20 protein-coding genes are annotated in these 16,326 nt (G+C 72.0%); 12 read left to right on the forward strand and 8 right to left on the reverse strand.

Annotation, left to right across the window (positions count from 1 at the left end; all coding sequences use genetic code 11):
- Positions 1-15: 15 nt before the first annotated feature.
- On the reverse strand, positions 16-687 hold the full coding sequence (locus Vgi01_RS11640; protein WP_204291012.1) for a hypothetical protein: 672 nt from the start codon (positions 685-687) through the stop codon (positions 16-18).
- A gap of 34 nt (positions 688-721) precedes the next feature.
- Complete coding sequence (locus Vgi01_RS11645; RefSeq protein WP_102656921.1) at positions 722-1,201, reverse strand: DUF6232 family protein; 480 nt, start codon at positions 1,199-1,201, stop codon at positions 722-724.
- 194 nt (positions 1,202-1,395) lie between these two features.
- Here Vgi01_RS11645 and Vgi01_RS11650 point away from each other — a divergent pair, with 194 nt between their 5' ends.
- Complete coding sequence (locus tag Vgi01_RS11650; RefSeq protein WP_204291013.1) at positions 1,396-2,109, forward strand: hypothetical protein; 714 nt, start codon at positions 1,396-1,398, stop codon at positions 2,107-2,109.
- 24 nt (positions 2,110-2,133) lie between these two features.
- Here Vgi01_RS11650 and Vgi01_RS11655 read toward each other — a convergent pair whose 3' ends face one another.
- Complete coding sequence (locus Vgi01_RS11655; protein ID WP_204291014.1) at positions 2,134-2,607, reverse strand: DUF6232 family protein; 474 nt, start codon at positions 2,605-2,607, stop codon at positions 2,134-2,136.
- A 97-nt stretch (positions 2,608-2,704) separates the two neighbouring features.
- Between Vgi01_RS11655 and Vgi01_RS11660 the strand changes: the two genes are divergently transcribed.
- Positions 2,705-3,478, forward strand: coding sequence for an enoyl-CoA hydratase-related protein (locus Vgi01_RS11660; RefSeq protein ID WP_102656924.1), 774 nt, complete (start codon positions 2,705-2,707; stop codon positions 3,476-3,478).
- A 68-nt stretch (positions 3,479-3,546) separates the two neighbouring features.
- Positions 3,547-5,169: an acetolactate synthase gene (locus tag Vgi01_RS11665; RefSeq protein ID WP_204291015.1), complete on the forward strand. Its 1,623-nt coding sequence runs from the start codon at positions 3,547-3,549 to the stop codon at positions 5,167-5,169.
- A 25-nt stretch (positions 5,170-5,194) separates the two neighbouring features.
- Here the strand turns inward: Vgi01_RS11665 and Vgi01_RS11670 are convergent, their stop codons facing one another.
- From Vgi01_RS11670 to Vgi01_RS11680, 3 genes are read right to left on the reverse strand one after another with little or no spacing between them, the layout of a single operon-like run.
- The gene (locus tag Vgi01_RS11670) at positions 5,195-5,611 is read right to left on the reverse strand and encodes a PLD nuclease N-terminal domain-containing protein (protein WP_204291016.1); all 417 of its coding nucleotides are present in this window, start codon (positions 5,609-5,611) and stop codon (positions 5,195-5,197) included.
- A 31-nt stretch (positions 5,612-5,642) separates the two neighbouring features.
- Positions 5,643-5,945 (reverse strand): DUF202 domain-containing protein, encoded by a 303-nt coding sequence (locus Vgi01_RS11675; RefSeq protein ID WP_204291017.1) that lies wholly within the window; start codon positions 5,943-5,945, stop codon positions 5,643-5,645.
- Positions 5,942-6,331, reverse strand: a complete 390-nt coding sequence (locus Vgi01_RS11680) for a YidH family protein (protein WP_102656958.1) — start codon at positions 6,329-6,331, stop codon at positions 5,942-5,944. Before Vgi01_RS11680 ends, Vgi01_RS11675 begins: the two co-directional genes overlap by 4 nt.
- A gap of 41 nt (positions 6,332-6,372) precedes the next feature.
- Here Vgi01_RS11680 and Vgi01_RS11685 point away from each other — a divergent pair, with 41 nt between their 5' ends.
- The 4 genes from Vgi01_RS11685 (at position 6,373) to Vgi01_RS11700 (ending at position 9,590) form a co-directional block, all read left to right on the forward strand.
- Positions 6,373-7,179: a GNAT family N-acetyltransferase gene (locus Vgi01_RS11685; protein WP_204291018.1), complete on the forward strand. Its 807-nt coding sequence runs from the start codon at positions 6,373-6,375 to the stop codon at positions 7,177-7,179.
- On the forward strand, positions 7,176-7,592 hold the full coding sequence (locus tag Vgi01_RS11690) for a hypothetical protein (protein ID WP_102656929.1): 417 nt from the start codon (positions 7,176-7,178) through the stop codon (positions 7,590-7,592). Before Vgi01_RS11685 ends, Vgi01_RS11690 begins: the two co-directional genes overlap by 4 nt.
- A gap of 246 nt (positions 7,593-7,838) precedes the next feature.
- Positions 7,839-8,618, forward strand: coding sequence for an electron transfer flavoprotein subunit beta/FixA family protein (locus Vgi01_RS11695; RefSeq protein ID WP_102656930.1), 780 nt, complete (start codon positions 7,839-7,841; stop codon positions 8,616-8,618).
- A 12-nt stretch (positions 8,619-8,630) separates the two neighbouring features.
- Positions 8,631-9,590: an electron transfer flavoprotein subunit alpha/FixB family protein gene (locus Vgi01_RS11700; protein WP_204291019.1), complete on the forward strand. Its 960-nt coding sequence runs from the start codon at positions 8,631-8,633 to the stop codon at positions 9,588-9,590.
- Positions 9,591-9,692: 102 nt separating this feature from the next.
- Here the strand turns inward: Vgi01_RS11700 and Vgi01_RS11705 are convergent, their stop codons facing one another.
- Both Vgi01_RS11705 and Vgi01_RS11710 read right to left on the reverse strand, forming a co-directional pair.
- On the reverse strand, positions 9,693-10,427 hold the full coding sequence (locus tag Vgi01_RS11705; RefSeq protein ID WP_204291020.1) for an anti-sigma factor: 735 nt from the start codon (positions 10,425-10,427) through the stop codon (positions 9,693-9,695).
- Positions 10,381-10,983 carry an RNA polymerase sigma factor gene (locus tag Vgi01_RS11710; protein WP_102656932.1) on the reverse strand — a complete coding sequence of 201 codons (603 nt, stop codon included), beginning with the start codon at positions 10,981-10,983 and terminating at the stop codon, positions 10,381-10,383. Before Vgi01_RS11710 ends, Vgi01_RS11705 begins: the two co-directional genes overlap by 47 nt.
- A 259-nt stretch (positions 10,984-11,242) precedes the next feature.
- On the opposite strand from Vgi01_RS11710, the gene Vgi01_RS11715 reads away from it, so the two are divergent.
- From Vgi01_RS11715 to Vgi01_RS11735, 5 genes are all read left to right on the forward strand, one after another.
- A complete protein-coding gene (locus tag Vgi01_RS11715; protein WP_204291021.1) occupies positions 11,243-12,073 on the forward strand; it encodes a DUF4397 domain-containing protein in 831 nt (276 codons plus the stop codon).
- Positions 12,070-12,750, forward strand: a complete 681-nt coding sequence (locus tag Vgi01_RS11720) for a class F sortase (RefSeq protein ID WP_204291022.1) — start codon at positions 12,070-12,072, stop codon at positions 12,748-12,750. Before Vgi01_RS11715 ends, Vgi01_RS11720 begins: the two co-directional genes overlap by 4 nt.
- A 61-nt stretch (positions 12,751-12,811) precedes the next feature.
- Complete coding sequence (locus Vgi01_RS11725) at positions 12,812-13,984, forward strand: cysteine desulfurase family protein (protein WP_102656935.1); 1,173 nt, start codon at positions 12,812-12,814, stop codon at positions 13,982-13,984.
- Between the two features lie 127 nt (positions 13,985-14,111).
- Entirely contained in the window at positions 14,112-15,185 is a 1,074-nt protein-coding gene (gene mnmA / locus Vgi01_RS11730; protein WP_102656936.1) for a tRNA 2-thiouridine(34) synthase MnmA, read from the forward strand.
- Between the two features lie 130 nt (positions 15,186-15,315).
- Positions 15,316-16,320 carry a methionine synthase gene (locus tag Vgi01_RS11735; protein ID WP_204291023.1) on the forward strand — a complete coding sequence of 335 codons (1,005 nt, stop codon included), beginning with the start codon at positions 15,316-15,318 and terminating at the stop codon, positions 16,318-16,320.
- Positions 16,321-16,326: the final 6 nt, after the last annotated feature.

Consider the following 16,326-nt stretch of genomic DNA (forward strand, 5'->3'; position numbering starts at 1 on the left):
ACGCCTGTGCCTGCGTCAGCTCCCGTCGTCGTTGAGCTTCTCGCCGCGTCGACGCAGCATCGCCAGGCCGGGAATGCCCGCCACGGCGAGTTTGAGGTCCCGGGTGACGTCGAGCAGGTCGTGCAGGTCGGGACCGACCCGGTCCAGGGTGGCCAGGATCGGCATCACGTCGGCGGTGAGGTGTTGGCGCAGCTTCGGCAACTCGTCGACCAGCCGTACCGCCGCGGCCACCTCCTCGTGGCTGAGCTGCTCGACGAAGTGGGTGGCCATCGGTGCGGCTCGGCGCAACGCCGGCTCATACGCGGTCAGCAGTTCGGCGGCGGTGGCCGTCGCCTCGGCTGCCGCGCCGACCGTCTCGGCGGTCTGGCCGGACACCTTCTCCGCCCGCGCCACCACGTCGGCTGCGGCGGCGGCGACCGTGCCGGCGTTGTCGACGGCGACGGTCGCGGCGGCGCTGATCACCGCGACCTCCCGGACGGCGACCTCGGCGTCGGCGAGCACCTGGTCGGTCCGGTCGAGGGTCTGCTCGATCCGGTCCACCACCCCGTTGATCCGCGTCAGCAACGCCTCCACCCCGTCGAGCACCGCGAAGGCGCGGGCCGGGATCGCGGCGAAGGACGCGGCCGAGTCGAGGGCGGAACGGGTGAGGCCGACGACCGCGGTCGGCCGGGGAAGGGGGATCACCATGGGCTCCAGTGTTCCTTGGGCGGGCGAGGGCCGCTCACCAGTGGTCGCCCTGCTGCTCCACGGCCCGCTGCACCGCCCGGTAGATCTGCCCGAAGCGCAGCGCGTCCGGGGTGCGCAGCACCATGACCTCCTGCCCGCGGTACTGCACCCACAACTCCTGGACCCGGTTGCCGCGTTCGTACGAGCGGTCCAGCCAGCCGAGCGGGATCTCCAGGAACGGCACCAGCGCCACCGCGATGACCAGGCAGGCCACCAGCACCACGAGCGCCGGCACCCAACCCCGGTCCGGTGCCGACCAGACCAGCGACAGTACGCAGACCAGCCCGACCAGCGGGGGCAGCGACAGCAGCAGCACCAGTACGCCCCGGCCGAGCACCCGCCCGCGCACCGCGAGGGTGGTGCGCCCCTTCTGATGCCAGACGTAGGTGACCTCGGATATCGGGATGACGTGTCTTCCGGCCCGCAGCGACTCCGAGGAAACCTGCACCGCGTCGTCCCGGTAATAGAGCGCCATCACTAAGCCTAACCATCTTGCGGCAACCCTTGGCGATGGTGTCGTCACCCTGTGGCGATCAGCTGTACCCGGTGCGGCCTTCGGTGGCAGTTAATTTCGCGCCGGACGCTCGGTGTGGGCCCGGACGATGCTCGCCGGTTCGGGCGGCACGCTAACATCGCCGCGTCTTGAGGTGACTGCGGAGACGAGGCTCTATGGGGTGGCTCCAGCGTGTGCTGGGTGGGCGGCAGGTCGAGCACGATCCCGGCCGGCAGGAGGCGCTGTTACAGCAGGTCCGGCACGGGTTCGGCATCCGCAGCCAGGTCCGCGTCCGCGATCAGATCGAGGAGATCACGCGGCTGCTGGACGATGAGGACGGTCTGGTCGTGGCGACCCGGATCGTGCGCGAGGTCGCCGACGCGGCCCACACGGATCTGCTGGCGCAAGCCGCCGACCTGCACCGGCGTACCGGTTACCGGCTCGTGGTCGATCGTCGCAACTATCGGGTCCTGTGGCGGGAGGCCGGGGCGGCGCTGCGGTGGCCGCTGTTCGATCCGCCGGGCGGCCTGCATCCGTACGTGCAGGTGGCCGCGGCGGCCACGGTGCTCGGCGACCGTGCGTCGCGGGTCGTGAAGGCCACCGACCCCGCCCCGGTGCTGTCCGCGGTCTTCGAGCTGTTCGACCTCACCACCACCGGTTGGGAGTACGGCCGGGTGCGGCCGGACACCGACGGCGCCGAGTTGGTCCTCCGGTTGATCTCGGCGGCTCGGCAGATCAACGCCGCGTTGTCGGATCCGCCGCCGCTGCCGCAGCCGGTGCGGGAACTGATGCGCCGCAACAACACTACGAACGTGTACGACCCGGCCGGTCGCGGGGTGGTCGGCGCGATCAATCTCGGTGCGGAGTTGAGGCCGGCCCTGCTGTCCTGAGCGTCCCCCGCCCGACCCGGCCGGTCAGCGGGCGGCCCGGCCCTGCACCTGGGCTTCCATGGCGCGTTGCACGGCCCGGTAGATCTGCCCGAAGCGCAGCGCGTCCGGGGTGCACAGCAGGCGTACCGGGTGGCCCCGCCAGCGGATCCAGACCTCGCGGGGGCGGCTGCCCCGGGCGTACGACCTGTCGAAGTACTCGAAGAGCTGGTCGGCGATCGGCCCGGCGGCCAGTCCGATCAGGATGGAGACGCCGACGATGGCGACCGTGACGGTGGCCGAACCGTCGAGCCAGACGGCGAGCGCGATGCCGAGGACGGCGGCCACCAGCGGGCCGATCATCGCCGCGCCGAGCGCACCCCGGCCGATCAGCACCCGCCACGACCGGCCGCCCCGGTGGTGCCAGACCTCGGTGATCTCGGCCAGCGGGTAGGCGTCGCCGTTGACCGTGACAGCGTTGGAGGTGACCTGGACGGACTTGTCGTCGTAGTACGTGACCATGGGAACTCCGGGGCGCGGGACTGGCAGCCAGACTACGTGCCGACGGCGGCTGGTCGTAAGGTTGGCAGGCGACTTCGACGAGGAAGTGAGGCTCAGCGTGGGCGAGTTCGTGCGGCTGGAGACCGGGGACGGCATCGGCACCATTCGGCTGGAGCGGCCACCGATGAACGCGCTCAACACCCAGGTCCAGGAGGAGTTGCGCGCCGCTGCGGCGGCGGCCACCGCCGACCCGCAGGTCCGCGCGGTCATCGTGTACGGCGGCGAGAAGGTCTTCGCGGCCGGGGCGGACATCAAGGAGATGGCCGACATGTCCTACGTGGACATGGCCGACCGGGCCGCCGACCTGTCCAGCGCGCTCGGCGCGATCGCCCGGATCCCCAAGCCGGTGGTCGCCGCGATCACCGGGTACGCCCTCGGTGGCGGCTGCGAGCTGGCGCTGGCCTGTGACTGGCGGGTGGTGGCCGAGGACGCCAAGCTCGGCCAGCCCGAGATCAAGCTCGGCATCATCCCCGGTGCCGGCGGCACCCAGCGGCTGGCCCGGCTGGTCGGCCCGGCCCGCGCCAAGGATCTGATCATGTCGGGTCGGATGGTGGACGCCCAGGAGGCGCTGCGCATCGGCCTGGCCGACCGGGTGGTCCCGGCCGCCGAGGTCTACGACGCGGCGGTGGCGCTGGTGAAGCCGTACCTCAACGGGCCGGTGCAGGCGCTGCGCGCGGCGAAGCTCGCGGTCGACGGCGGCCTGGACATGGACCTGAACTCGGGTCTGGCCTGGGAGAGCCAGCTCTTCGCGGCGCTGTTCGCCACCGAGGACCGGCGCGAGGGGATGGTCGCCTTCGTGGAGAAGCGCAAACCGGACTTCACCGGTCGCTGAGAATGGTTCACATTCCTCCTACCGGCCAGTAGCGTGTGACTCCGGTCAGGCGACGAGAGGGAGCGGCGATGACGGAGCGGATCGAAGGCCACGGCGGAGAACTCGCCCTCGCGGCGCTGCGCGCGTACGGGGTGCGGGAGATGTTCACCCTCTCCGGCGGGCACGTGTTTCCGCTCTACGACGCCGCGCACAAGACCGGCTTCCCGCTGTACGACGTGCGGCACGAGCAGTCCGCCGTCTTCGCCGCCGAGGCGGTGGCGAAGTTGCAGCGCCGCCCCGGCCTGGCCGTGCTCACCGCCGGCCCCGGCGTCACCAACGGCATCTCCGGCCTGACCAGCGCCTACTTCAACGCCTCGCCGGTGCTGGTGATGGGCGGGCGGGCACCGCAGTTCCGGTGGGGTTCCGGCAGCCTCCAGGAGATGGACCACCTGCCGCTTGTCGCCCCGGTAACCAAGCACGCCGAGACGGTGTTCAGCGCCGACGACATCCCCCGGGCCGTCGCCGCGGCGCTGACCACCGCGCTCACCCCGCACCGGGGTCCGGTCTTCCTCGACTTCCCCCTCGAAGCGATCTTCTCCACCGGTGACGCCGACCTGCCCGCCGGGCCGGCCATCGCCCCGATCGAGGCCGACCCCGACGAGGTGGCGAAGGCCGCCGGTCTGATCGCCGGGGCGCAGCGGCCGGTCGTCATCGCCGGCTCCGACGTCTACACCGGTGACGCCGTGGCGGCCCTGCGCGCCGCCGCCGAGGCCCTCGACGTGCCGGTCTTCACCAACGGGATGGGTCGCGGCGCCCTGCCGCCGGAGCACCCGCTGGCCTTCGCCAAGGCCCGGCGGGTGGCGCTGAAGAACGCCGACGTCATCGTGGTGGTGGGCACCCCGCTGGACTTCCGGCTCTCCTTCGGCGACTTCGGCGACGCCACCGTCGTGCACATCGTCGACGCGCCCAGCCAGCGGGCCACCCACGTGCAGCCGGCCGTCGCGCCCGCCGGCGACCTGCGCGGCATCCTGTCCGCCCTGGCCGGCTACACCGGCGACCGGGTCGACCACACCGACTGGGTGGTGCAGCTGCGTACCGCCGAGGACGCCGCGAAGGCCCGCGACGCCGAGGAGATGGCCGCCGAGACGGATCCGATCCGCCCGGCGCGCGTCTACGGCGAGCTGCGCAAGGTCCTCGCCCGCGATGCGATCACCATCGGCGACGGCGGGGACTTCGTCTCGTACGCCGGCCGCTACCTGGAGCCGGCCCAGCCGGGCACCTGGCTCGACCCGGGCCCGTACGGCTGCCTCGGCACCGGCATGGGCTACGCGATGGGTGCCCGGGTCACCCACCCGGACCGGCAGATCTGTGTGCTGATGGGCGACGGCGCGGCCGGTTTCTCGCTGATGGACGTGGAGTCCCTGGTCCGGCAGAAGCTGCCGGTGGTCATGGTGGTCGGCAACAACGGCATCTGGGGTCTGGAGAAGCACCCGATGCGGGCCATGTACGGCTACGACGTCGCCGCCGACCTGCAGCCCGAACTGCGTTACGACCAGGTGGTCACCGCCCTCGGCGGGGCGGGGGAGACGGTCGCCAAGGCCGCCGACCTGGGCCCGGCCCTGCAGCGGGCCTTCGACGCACGCGTGCCCTACCTGGTCAACGTCATCACCGACCCGGCGGACGCGTACCCCCGCTCGTCAAACCTGGCCTGACGCGGGCGACCTTGCCCCGGGGTGGTCACACCTCGGGGCGGGGCTCCTCGCGGGGCGGGTCGCCCTCGCGGCGGCGCAGGTCGTCCTCGCGCTTGCGCAGGTCCTCCTCCCAGCGGCGGAAGAGTTCCTGGTCCTCCTGGCGCGAGCGCTCCTCGATCGAGCGCAGGAACTCGGGGTCGTCGTCCGGCGCGAGCGGCCGAGTCGGCCGGCGTACGACGGGCTGGGCTCCGCCGGAGAACACCCCACCACCGGCGGGGTTGCGCTTGCGGCCGGCGAGGAACCAGGCGATCGAGCCGATCACCGGGAAGAACAGGATCATCAGCACCCAGGCGATCCGGGGCAGGTGACGAACGTCGTCCTCCTCGGCCGACAGGCAACTGATCAGAGCGCAGACGGCGAGGACTACCTGCACCAGGAAAAAGAGGATGTAGAGCCGGGCCATGTACCCATCATGTCCTACTCCCCGTCGATGCTCACACCCCGCACACGACCAGCACCACGCCGATCAGGGCGAGACCGGCGATGCAGAGGCCCACGGCGGAGAGCGTACGGACGCTGGGGTCGGGTACGCCGGTGCCGACCGCCCGTGGCCAGCAGAGGGTGATCGTGGCACCCCAGCCGAGGATGGCGAGCGCGGTCAGCAGTGCACCGACCCGGCCGCCGGTGAGCCCGAGCCGGCCGGCGAGGATCGTCACCACGGTCACCGCCAGCATGGTGCGACGCCAGGCCAGCCGGGTCCGTTCGGGCTGGAGACCGGGGTCGCGTGCGGCGGTCATCCGCCCAGCGCCCCGGCCAGAACCGCCACCACCAGCAGCAGCGCGCCGAGCCCCACCACCACGGCGAGTACGGCCGGGAAGCGGGACGCGGGCAGTTCCCTGTCGAGCCGGATGGCCCGATCGACGCGCGCCCAGTGGTCGATGGCGCGGATCGCGACCGCGCCGCCGAGCAGCAGCAGCGCGATGGAGATCGCCTCGCGCAGGTGCCGCAGCGGCAGGGCCGGGAGGAACTGTGCGGCCGCGAGTCCACCACCCACCAGCGCCAGCCCGGTCCGCAGCCAGGCCAGGAAGGTCCGCTCGTTGGCCAGCGAGAAGCGGTAGTCGGGGGTGGTGCCCACCGACCGGAGCTCGTCGGGGTCGAACCAATTCCTGATCCTTTGCCACACGGTGGTGATTATCCGGTGCGAACTGGGCATAGCCTGGAAACATGACGGATCTTGATGTGACCACTTTGCGTGCGGCGTACGACGCCCAGCTTCGGCCGGGCCTGCCTGACCCGGCACCGCAGGGCGCGAGGGTGGAGCAGGACGGACCGTTGTTCCGGGTGTTCGGCCTCGATGACGTCGGCCTGGTGACCTACCGGGATCTCGGCGGGACGGCCGACGCCGAACTCGACGCGTTGATCGCCCGCCAGGTGGCGGTGGCCCGGGAGCGGGGCGAGCCGGTCGAGTGGAAGCTGCACGGCCATGACGAGCCGGCGGACCTGCCGCAGCGGCTGCGCGCGGCCGGCTTCGTGCCGCAGACCCAGGAGACCGTCATGGTCGGCCCGGTCGCGCCGCTGGCGTCCGCGCTGCCGGTGGTGCCCGAGGGCGTACGCCTGCGGGAGGTCACCACCCGCGCGGACCTGGACCGGATCGCGGCGCTGGAGACCGAGCTGTGGGGCCGCGATCTGACCGGCCTCGCCGACGGGCTGGAACGGGAGATCGCCGCCGATCCGCAGGCGATCACGGTCGTGGTGGCCGAGGCCGGTGAGGCCGGTGAGACGGTCGTCAGCGCGGGCTGGGTCCGCTATCCACCGGACACCACCTTCGCCACCCTCTGGGGCGGGTCGACGCATCCGCAGTGGCGTCGGCAGGGTGTCTACCGGGCGCTCGTCACCTACCGGGCGCGGCTCGCCGGCCAACGCGACCGGACCCTGTTGCAGGTCGACGCCGCCGACGAGAGTCGTCCACTGCTGGGGCGGCTCGGTCTCGTCCCGGTCACCAGCACCACGCCCTACGTCTACACTCCGTGATCATGGCGCAGTCGCTGACGGACGAGGAGATGCTGATCCTCAAGACGGGGGCTTTCGGCGCCGTGTTCCTGGTGTCGAACGCCGACCCGGGCGTGCTCGCCATGTTCCGGGAGAGCTTCGCCGCCTCCGGCGCGATCGCCGACGCCAGTGGTCTGGTCAAGGCGGCGCTGAGCAGTGGTCCGCTGCCGAGGCTGCCGCGGGATTCGCAGTCGCAGGTCGAGTCGGTGGTGCTGCCCGCGCTCCGCCAGGCGATCACGATCCTGACCGAGAAGGCCCCGGAGGATGTCGCGATCTACCGCTCGGTGGTGCTGGCCGCCGCCGATCGTACGGCGCGGGCCCACAACGGGATCAGTACGGCAGAGGCGCAGGTCATCGAGCGGATCGCGGCGGCGCTGGGCGATCCGGCGGCCTGAGGAGCGGGCCGGCCCGAAGGCGGCCGGCGCGTGCCGGTTCGGCGACGGTGCCCGGGGACGGCAGAATGGCGGTGAGCTGAGTCACTCGGGGTGTATCCGGGAGGCAAAGCTACTGACAGGTAACATTGCGCCGTGGGCAACCGCGCAGCGGCTTCAGGTTGACCTAACGGTCACTAAGGAGCGAGGCTGCGCCCGATACCCGGGCAAGTGATCACACCACCACAGCAGGAGGGTCGTCGAAGCGCGATGAACATCGTCGTACTCGTCAAGCAGGTGCCCGACTCGGGCGCGGACCGCAACCTGCGCAGTGACGACAACACAGTCGACCGCGGTTCGGCGAACAACGTCATCAACGAGATGGACGAATACGCCATCGAAGAGGCGTTGAAGATCAAGGAAGCGCACGGCGGCGAGGTGACCATCCTGACCATGGGTCCGGACCGGGCGACCGAGTCGATCCGCAAGGCGCTGTCGATGGGCCCGGACAAGGCGGTGCACGTGGTGGACGACGCCCTGCACGGGTCGTGCGCCGTGGCCACCTCCAAGGTGCTCGCCGCCGCCCTCGGTCAGCTCAACGCCGACCTGGTGCTCTGCGGGTCGGAGTCGACCGACGGTCGGGTGCAGGTGATGCCGCACATGCTCGCCGAGCGGCTCGGTGTCGCGGCGCTGACCGGTGCCCGCAAGCTCACCGTCGACGGCGGCACGTTGACCGTGGAGCGGCAGACCGAGGAGGGCTACGAGGTGGTCACCGCCACCACGCCGGCCATCGTCTCAGTGTGGGACACCATCAACGAGCCCCGGTACCCGTCCTTCAAGGGCATCATGGCCGCCAAGAAGAAGCCCGTGCAGACGCTGTCCCTGGCCGACCTGGGGGTCGCCGCGGACGAGGTCGGCCTCGCCGGGGCGACGAGCGTGGTCGTGGAGCACAGCAAGCGTCCGCCGCGCTCCGGTGGCGCGAAGGTCACCGACGAGGGCTCCGGCGGCGTGCAGCTTGTCGAGTTCCTCGCCACCGAGAAGTTCGTGTGAGGGGTGTGGGACATGTCTGAGGTTCTCGTCGTCGTCGAGGCAACTCGCGAGTTCGGCGTCAAGAAGGTCACGTGCGAGATGCTCACCCTGGCCCGTGAGCTGGGCACCCCGTCGGCCGTGGTGCTCGGTGGGGCCGGTGCCGCCGACGCGTTGTCGGCCAAACTGGGTGAGTACGGCGCGGAGAAGATCTACGCCGCCGAGGGTGAGCAGATCGACGGTTACCTGGTCGCGCCGAAGGCCACCGTGGTCGCCGACCTGGTCAAGCGGGTACAGCCGGCCGCCGTCCTGCTCGCCTCCTCGCAGGAGGGCAAGGAGATCGCCGCCCGACTGGCGGTCAAGCTGGACAACGGCATCCTGACCGACGTGGTCGCCCTGGCCGCCGACGGCACCGCCACCCAGGTGGCCTTCGCCGGCTCGACGATCGTCACGTCCAAGGTGACCCGGGGCCTGCCGCTGGTCACCGTCCGGCCCAACTCGGTCACCCCGGCCCCGGCCGCCGCCACCCCGGCGGTCGAGCAGCTCACCGTGACCGTCAGCGACACCGACAAGCTGGCCAAGGTGGTCGACCGGGTGGCCGAGCAGAAGGGCTCCCGCCCCGAGCTCACCGAGGCCGGCGTGGTCGTCGCCGGCGGCCGCGGGGTCGGCAACGCGGACAACTTCAAGCTGGTCGAGGAGCTGGCCGACCTGCTCGGCGGCGCCGTCGGCGCGTCCCGCGCGGCGGTGGACTCCGGCTTCTACCCGCACCAGTTCCAGGTCGGGCAGACCGGTAAGACCGTCTCCCCGCAGCTGTACGTCGCGCTCGGCATCTCCGGCGCGATCCAGCACCGGGCCGGCATGCAGACCTCGAAGACCATCGTCGCGGTCAACAAGGACGGCGAGGCGCCGATCTTCGAGCTGGCCGACTTCGGCGTGGTCGGTGACCTGTTCAAGGTGGTCCCGCAGGCCGCCGAGGAGATCCGCAAGCGCAAGTAGGGCCTACCCACGACAGCCGCTGCCCGGTATCGGGCGGCGGCTGTCGGCTGTGGTGGGAAAGGGAGCTGATCGGCGGGCCGGGGAGCTGAACCGGCCCGCCGATCAGCCCGTCAGAGAGCCCCTCAACAGGCTGTCGCCGGAGTGGGCGGTGTTGTTGTCGAACTGCTCGGCGGAGACGTCGACCACAGAATATTGCCCGAGGTCCACGTTCGGCGGCAGCGGTAAGAGTACGTCAGAGCCGCCACCGAGAACCCCGATCGAGAACATCTCCATGTTCTGCGGGTTGATCAGCCACACCTCGTAATACCCCGACACGGGCGGGAGATTCGCCACGTGCAGGTGCAGTTCTCCGGTGCCGAGCACACGGGCGTCACCCCGGGCCTGTGGCGGGGTCGAGCCGTACGCGGCCAGTTGGGCGCTGGCCGTCACCGGCGGTGGCGGTGAGGTGCCCTCGCGCAGCACCGCGGCGGTGCCGGCGATGCCGACCGCGGCGGCGGCGACCGCGGTGACCGCGTACCGGACCCAGCGCCGAGGTCGGCGCGACCGTGGCGTCACCGGGTCGTCCCGCTGATCGGCCGACTGCGGTCCAGCGGTGGTCAGCGTGGGTAGTTGTTCGGCGGCCCTGATCTCGGCGGTGATGCCCTGCCAGAGGTGCTCCGGCGGGTCGGGCAGGTCGCGCAGGGACTGGGTGGACCGACCAAGACCGGCTACCTCACGTAGACCCGTCAACTCGGCGCGGCAGTGCGGGCAGGCGTCGAGATGGGTGCGGTCGGCATCGTCCGCCTCACTCTCACCGAGCGCCAGAAATATCAGCCGGCCGTGCTCCAGATGCTGCACCGTCCACCTCCCATCTGCGCTTCAGGCTCGCCATGCCCCGCCGGATGTGACTCTTCACCGTGCCCAGCGGCACCCCGGTGACCGCCGCGATCTGCTGGTGGGTCAGATCGTCGAAGAACGCCAATTCCAACATGCGTCGCTGCTCGTCCGGCAGCCGCGCCAACTCGTCGGCCACCACCAACCGGTCGACCACGGTGTCCGGGTCGCTGCCGGGAGACACCGGCTCGGGCAGTTGGCGTACGGTCTCGACCACCCGGTTCTCCCGCGCGGAGGAGCGCAGCCGGTCGATGACCTTGCGCCGGCCGATCCCGAGCAGCCAGCCGACAAGCGAGCCCTTCGTCGGATCGAAGGTGTCCCGACCGAGCCAGGCGGCGACGAAGGTGGCCTGGGTCGCGTCCTCCGCGTCGCTGCGGTTGACAAGTGTGCTGGTGGCCAGGTGCAGGACGGCCCGCCCGTAACGCTCGTACGCCTCGCGCAGCGCCCGTTCGTCACCGGCGCGGAAGCGTCGGGCCAACTCGTCCTCGGGAGTGTCCGGCTGCTGCCGGATCTCCGTCACGAGACGGCTCGCCTGGTTGGAGGCATGCCCGACTGTAGCTCGCACCAGTGCCGTCCCCTCTGTCGCCCGGCGTGGCTCCGCGACCCGTCCGTCAGCCCGATGGCTCCTCCACTGCTTTTCGTCCGCCGGGTGCCCGTTGGATGCGCTCTCGGATGAAAAAGAAAAGTCGCCTCCAGCCGCATCCGGGCGGCGACGTGCCGGCGTAACTCGTGGTGCACAGCAAGCCTGACGAACCAGCACAAAACAGCAGGAGGCAGACATGCAGTTCGCGTATCTTCGCCGGGTCGCCGCGGGTGGCGCGGTCGCCGCGCTGACCTTCGTCGGCGCCGGCATCGCGACGGCCACCCCGGCGTACGCCGCCACCTCGAAGGTCTCCGTCGTCCACGGCATTCCGGACACCCCGGTCGACGTCTACGTCAACGGGGAGAAGACCCTGGAGAACTTCAAGCCCGGCGACGTGGCCGGTCCGCTGGACCTGCCGGAGGGGTCGTACGACATCGCCCTGACCAAGCCCGGTGAGCCCATCGGACAGGCGATCCTGACCGCGGACGACGCCGAGGTGCCGGGAGGGGCGAACATCAGCATCGCCGCCCACCTCGACGCCGAGGGCGAGCCGACGATCACCCCGTTCGTCAACGACACCGCCAAGGTCGACGCCGGCAAGGCCCGGCTGATCGTCCGGCACACCGCCGCCGCGCCAGCGGTGGACGTACGGGCCGGCGGCAGCCCGGTCTTCGAGGGCTTGACCAACCCGAACGAGGCAAAGGCCGACGTGGACGCGGGCAGCGTCTCGGCGGACGTGGTGCTCGCGGGCACCGACACGGTGGTGATCGGGCCGGCCGACCTGAACCTGCGCGAGGGCACGGCCACGATCGTCTACGCCACCGGTTCCGCCGAGGCGGAGAACCTGACCGTGGTGGCGCAGACCATCGACGGCCTGCACGCGGCGCCCTCCGGCGTGCCGAGCGGCACCGGTGGTCAGGCCGACACCGGCCTGGGTCTCTGGTGGTACGCGCTGGCGGGCACCGGGGTTCTGCTGCTGGTCGCCGGTGGGGCGCGGGCGGTCGTCGTCCGGTCGGGCCGCCGGTGAGCATGGTCAACCGTGGGGCGCTGGCGGCGGTCGCCGCCGGCGCCACCGCGCTCGTCGTGGCGGCCGTGCTGGCCGTGGTGTCCCGACCGGACGGGAGCGTCGGCGCCGACCAGGCCGCCGCGCTCGCCGAACCGAGCCCGTCGGCCGGTGCGTCGTCGCTCGGTGCGTCGTCGACGGGTGTGCCCCCGGTGCCGGTCGCCCCGGGGGCGCTGCCCGACGACGCCGCAGCGGTGCCGCCGGTCCGGCTCCGGATCCCCGCGATCGACGTCACCGCCCGGGTCGACCCCGTCGGCGTGGACAGGCGCACCGGCGAGTTCGACGTGCCGCCCAGCGTCGACCAGGTCGGCTGGTACCGCTACGGCCCCGGCCTCGCCGCCGAGACCGGTTCGGTGGTGATCGCCGGCCACGTCGACAGCGCCGAGCAGGGGCGGGGCGCCTTCTACCGGCTGCGGGACCTCGCACCGGGGGACACGCTGACGGCCACCGGTGACGACGGGGTCGAGCGGACCTACCGGGTGGTGGCGCGCGAGGAGTACGACAAGACGAAGATCCCGTTGGCGCGTTATTTCGCCCGTGACGGTCGGCCGCGACTCACCCTGATCACCTGCGGCGGACCCTTCGACGCCGAGGCCCGCCGGTACCGCGACAACATCGTGGTGACCGCGGTGCCGCTCTGATGTCGACGTCGGGTTATCCAGCCTGCGGTCGGGACGCCAGCGGTCGTTAGGCTGAGTCGTGATGGCTTACCTGGATCATGCTGCGACGACCCCGGTGCTCGACGAGGCACTCGAGGCGTACGTCGCGGCCGCCCGCGAGGTCGGCAACGCGTCCTCCCTGCACGCGTCCGGCCGGTGTGCCCGTCGGCGGGTGGAGGAGTCGCGGGAGCGGGTGGCCGCCGCACTCGGTGCCCGGCCCTCCGAAGTGATCTTCACGGGTGGCGGTACGGAGAGCGACAACCTCGCGGTCAAGGGCATCTTCTGGGCCCGTCGGGACGCCGATCCCCGACGCCGCCGGGTGGTCTCCAGCGCCATCGAGCACCACGCCGTACTCGACGCGGTGGACTGGTTGGAGCGGCACGAGGACGCCGAGGTGGGCTGGCTGCCGGTCGACGAGGTCGGCCGGCTGCACCCCGACGCGCTCCGCGCCGAACTCGCCGAGCACGGCGATCAGGTGGCGTTGATCACCGCGATGTGGGCGAACAACGAGGTCGGCACCGTGCAGCGGATCGCCGACCTGGCCGCCGTCGCGGTGGAGTACGGCGTGCCGTTCCACACCGACGCCATCCAGGCGGTCGGCCAGGTACCTGTCGACTTCGCCGCCAGCGGCGTTTCCGCCCTCACCGTGACCGGGCACAAGCTCGGTGGGCCGGTCGGGGTGGGTGCGCTGGTGCTGGCCCGGGACGTGGCCGCCGTCCCACTGCTGCACGGCGGCGGGCAGGAACGCGACGTGCGTTCCGGCACCCTGGACGCCGCCGGCATCGTCGCCTTCGCCGTCGCCGTCGAGACCGCCGTGAAGGGCCAGCAGGAGTACGCGGCCCGGGTGGCCGCGCTCCGCGACGACCTCGTCCAGCGGGTACGGCAGGCGGTGCCCGAGGTCGTCTACAACGGCGACCCCGACGACCGGCTGCCCGGTAACGCCCACTTCTCCTTCCCCGGCTGCGAGGGTGACGCCCTGCTGCTCCTGCTGGACGCCCAGGGCATCTACTGCTCGACCGGTTCGGCCTGCTCGGCGGGGGTGGCGCAGCCTTCGCACGTGCTGCTCGCGATGGGCGCCGACGACGACCGGGCCCGCTCGTCGCTGCGGTTCTCCCTCGGTCACAACAGCACCTCCGCCGACGTCGACGCCCTGATCGCGGCCCTCCCGGGGGCCGTCGAACGAGCCCGTCGCGCCGCCCAACGCACCCCCCGCTGACGGTGAAGGAAGGGCCCCTTGTTAACGCCTCCGGTAGAGCAGGGGCCCCCTGTTAACACCGGCCGTACCGAACGCCGACGGGTGCCGGCGCGGGGGATAGGCTCGACGGGAAGGGAGTGTGGTCCGGGTGAGGGTGTTGGCGGCGATGTCCGGCGGCGTGGATTCCGCCGTGGCGGCGGCGCGGGCGGTGCAGGCCGGTCACGACGTCACAGGCGTACACCTGGCTCTGGCGCGCAATCCGCAGACCTATCGCACCGGCGCGCGGGGCTGCTGCACGCTTGAGGACTCCCGCGACGCGCGGCGCGCGGCCGACGTGCTCGGCATCCCCTTCTACGTCTGGGACATGGCCGACCGGTTCCACGCCGACGTGGTCGACGACTTCGTCGCCGAGTACGCGGCCGGGCGTACCCCCAACCCGTGCCTGCGCTGCAACGAGAAGATCAAGTTCGCTGCGGTGCTGGACCGGGCGGTGGCCCTCGGGTTCGACGCGGTGGTCACCGGCCACCACGCCCGGCTGGGCCCGGACGGCCTGCTGCGCCGCAGCGTCGACGAGGCCAAGGACCAGTCGTACGTGCTGGCCGTGCTCACCCGCGAGCAGTTGGACCGGTCGATGTTCCCGCTCGGCGACTCGACAAAGGCCCAGGTGCGGCAGGAGGCCGCCGAGCGTGGCCTGGCCGTGGCCGACAAGCCGGACTCGCACGACATCTGCTTCATCGCCGATGGTGACACCCGAGGTTTCCTCGCCCAGCGGCTCGGCGAGTCGCCCGGCGACGTGGTCGACGCGACCACCGGCGCCGTGGTCGGCCAGCACGCCGGGGCGTACGCGTACACCATCGGGCAGCGACGTGGCCTGCACCTGGACCGGCCCGCCGCGGACGGCCGACCCCGGTACGTGCTGTCCATCACGCCCAAGACCAACACGGTGACCGTCGGGCCGGCCGAGGCGCTGGAGGTGTCCACCGTCTCCGCCAACCGTCCGGTCTGGACCGGCGGCCCGCGCCCCGAACAGCCGATCGAGTGCGAGGTGCAGTTGCGGGCGCACGGTGTCGTCGTGCCCGCCGTCGTCACCGTCGACGGCGACCGGCTGCACGCCGACCTGCGTCGCCCGGTTCGCGGGGTGGCGGCTGGCCAGGCGATCGTGGCCTACCGCCCCGACCCGGCCGGCGACATCGTCCTCGGCTCCGCCACCATCACCGACTGACCGCCCCGCCTCTTCCTACCGGGCTGGCGGCGGTGCTGGTGGTGCCGGTCGTGCTCGCGGTGCCGGATCAGTTGGCCGGGTCGGCCGGTGGAGGCGGCAGGGTGGGTCACGACGGCGGTAGGGTGCTGCCGTGAGTGATCGGGATTGGCCTTGGCCGGTGGGCGCGGCGACCGGGATCGGGTCGCTGCCCGGCACCGACATCGCCGAGGCGCAGCGGATCGTGCTCGGCGAACTTGCCGCCCTGCCACACCTGCCCGAATTGCCGGCCCGTGGGCCGGGCGCGGACCTGATCGGGCGCACCGCCGGCCTGCTCGTCGAGTTGCCGGTGGAGTTGTACGCCGCGCGCTGGCGGGTCGCGCCGCGACCCGGCAAGGACCTGCGTCGAGCACGTGACCTGATGGAACGCGACCTCGACCAGCTCGCCGAGCAGGCCGAGGAGTACGCCGGCACCATCAAGATCCAGGCGGGTGGCCCGCTCACCCTGGCCGCCTCGCTGGAGTTGCCGATCGGTGGCCGGATGCTTCGCGATCCCGGTGCCGTCCGCGACCTGGCCGGCTCGCTCGCCGAAGGGCTGCGCGGCCACGTCGAGGCGGTGATCCGCCGGCTGCCCCGGGCCAGTGTGCTGCTGCAGCTGGACGAGCCCTCGCTGCCGACGGTGCTGGCCGGTCGGGTGCCGACCGAGAGTGGCCTCGGCACGTACCGGGCTGTGGAATCGGAGACGGCCCGTGCGCTGCTGCACGGGGTGATCGAGGCGGCGGGCGTACCGACCGTGGTGCACTGCTGCGCCTCGGACGTGCCGCTGGAGCTGATCCGGTCGGCCGGTGCGGTGGGGGTGGCGCTCGACCTGAGCCGGGTGACCGAGCTGGATCCGTTGGGTGAGGCACTGGACGCCGGCCTGGGCCTGCTGGCCGGCGCCGTACCGACGTCACCGCCGCCGGCCGCTGGCGCGCCGACGTCGGCGCAGGTCGCCGATCGGGTACGCGGGCTCTGGGACCGGCTGGGCTTCCCCCGCGCCCAACTCGCCGAGCAGGTGGTGGTCACTCCCGCCTGCGGGCTGGCCGGGGCAACTCCGGCGTACGCCCGGGCCGTCCTGGCCGCCTGCCGGGACGCGGGTCGTCGGCTCGCCGAGGTGTGAGGTTTT

This window comes from Micromonospora gifhornensis (assembly GCF_016863515.1).
GTDB lineage: Bacteria > Actinomycetota > Actinomycetes > Mycobacteriales > Micromonosporaceae > Micromonospora > Micromonospora gifhornensis.

Bases quoted from the DNA above. Each gene is read 5' to 3' on its own strand.
- Vgi01_RS11640 (WP_204291012.1), bottom strand. From the start codon at position 687: ATGGTGATCCCCCTTCCCCGGCCGACCGCGGTCGTCGGCCTCACCCGT.
- Vgi01_RS11645 (WP_102656921.1), bottom strand. From the start codon at position 1,201: ATGGCGCTCTATTACCGGGACGACGCGGTGCAGGTTTCCTCGGAGTCG.
- Vgi01_RS11650 (WP_204291013.1), top strand. From the start codon at position 1,396: ATGGGGTGGCTCCAGCGTGTGCTGGGTGGGCGGCAGGTCGAGCACGAT.
- Vgi01_RS11655 (WP_204291014.1), bottom strand. From the start codon at position 2,607: ATGGTCACGTACTACGACGACAAGTCCGTCCAGGTCACCTCCAACGCT.
- Vgi01_RS11665 (WP_204291015.1), top strand. From the start codon at position 3,547: ATGACGGAGCGGATCGAAGGCCACGGCGGAGAACTCGCCCTCGCGGCG.
- Vgi01_RS11670 (WP_204291016.1), bottom strand. From the start codon at position 5,611: ATGGCCCGGCTCTACATCCTCTTTTTCCTGGTGCAGGTAGTCCTCGCC.
- Vgi01_RS11675 (WP_204291017.1), bottom strand. From the start codon at position 5,945: ATGACCGCCGCACGCGACCCCGGTCTCCAGCCCGAACGGACCCGGCTG.
- Vgi01_RS11685 (WP_204291018.1), top strand. From the start codon at position 6,373: ATGACGGATCTTGATGTGACCACTTTGCGTGCGGCGTACGACGCCCAG.
- Vgi01_RS11695 (WP_102656930.1), top strand. From the start codon at position 7,839: ATGAACATCGTCGTACTCGTCAAGCAGGTGCCCGACTCGGGCGCGGAC.
- Vgi01_RS11700 (WP_204291019.1), top strand. From the start codon at position 8,631: ATGTCTGAGGTTCTCGTCGTCGTCGAGGCAACTCGCGAGTTCGGCGTC.
- Vgi01_RS11715 (WP_204291021.1), top strand. From the start codon at position 11,243: ATGCAGTTCGCGTATCTTCGCCGGGTCGCCGCGGGTGGCGCGGTCGCC.
- Vgi01_RS11725 (WP_102656935.1), top strand. From the start codon at position 12,812: ATGGCTTACCTGGATCATGCTGCGACGACCCCGGTGCTCGACGAGGCA.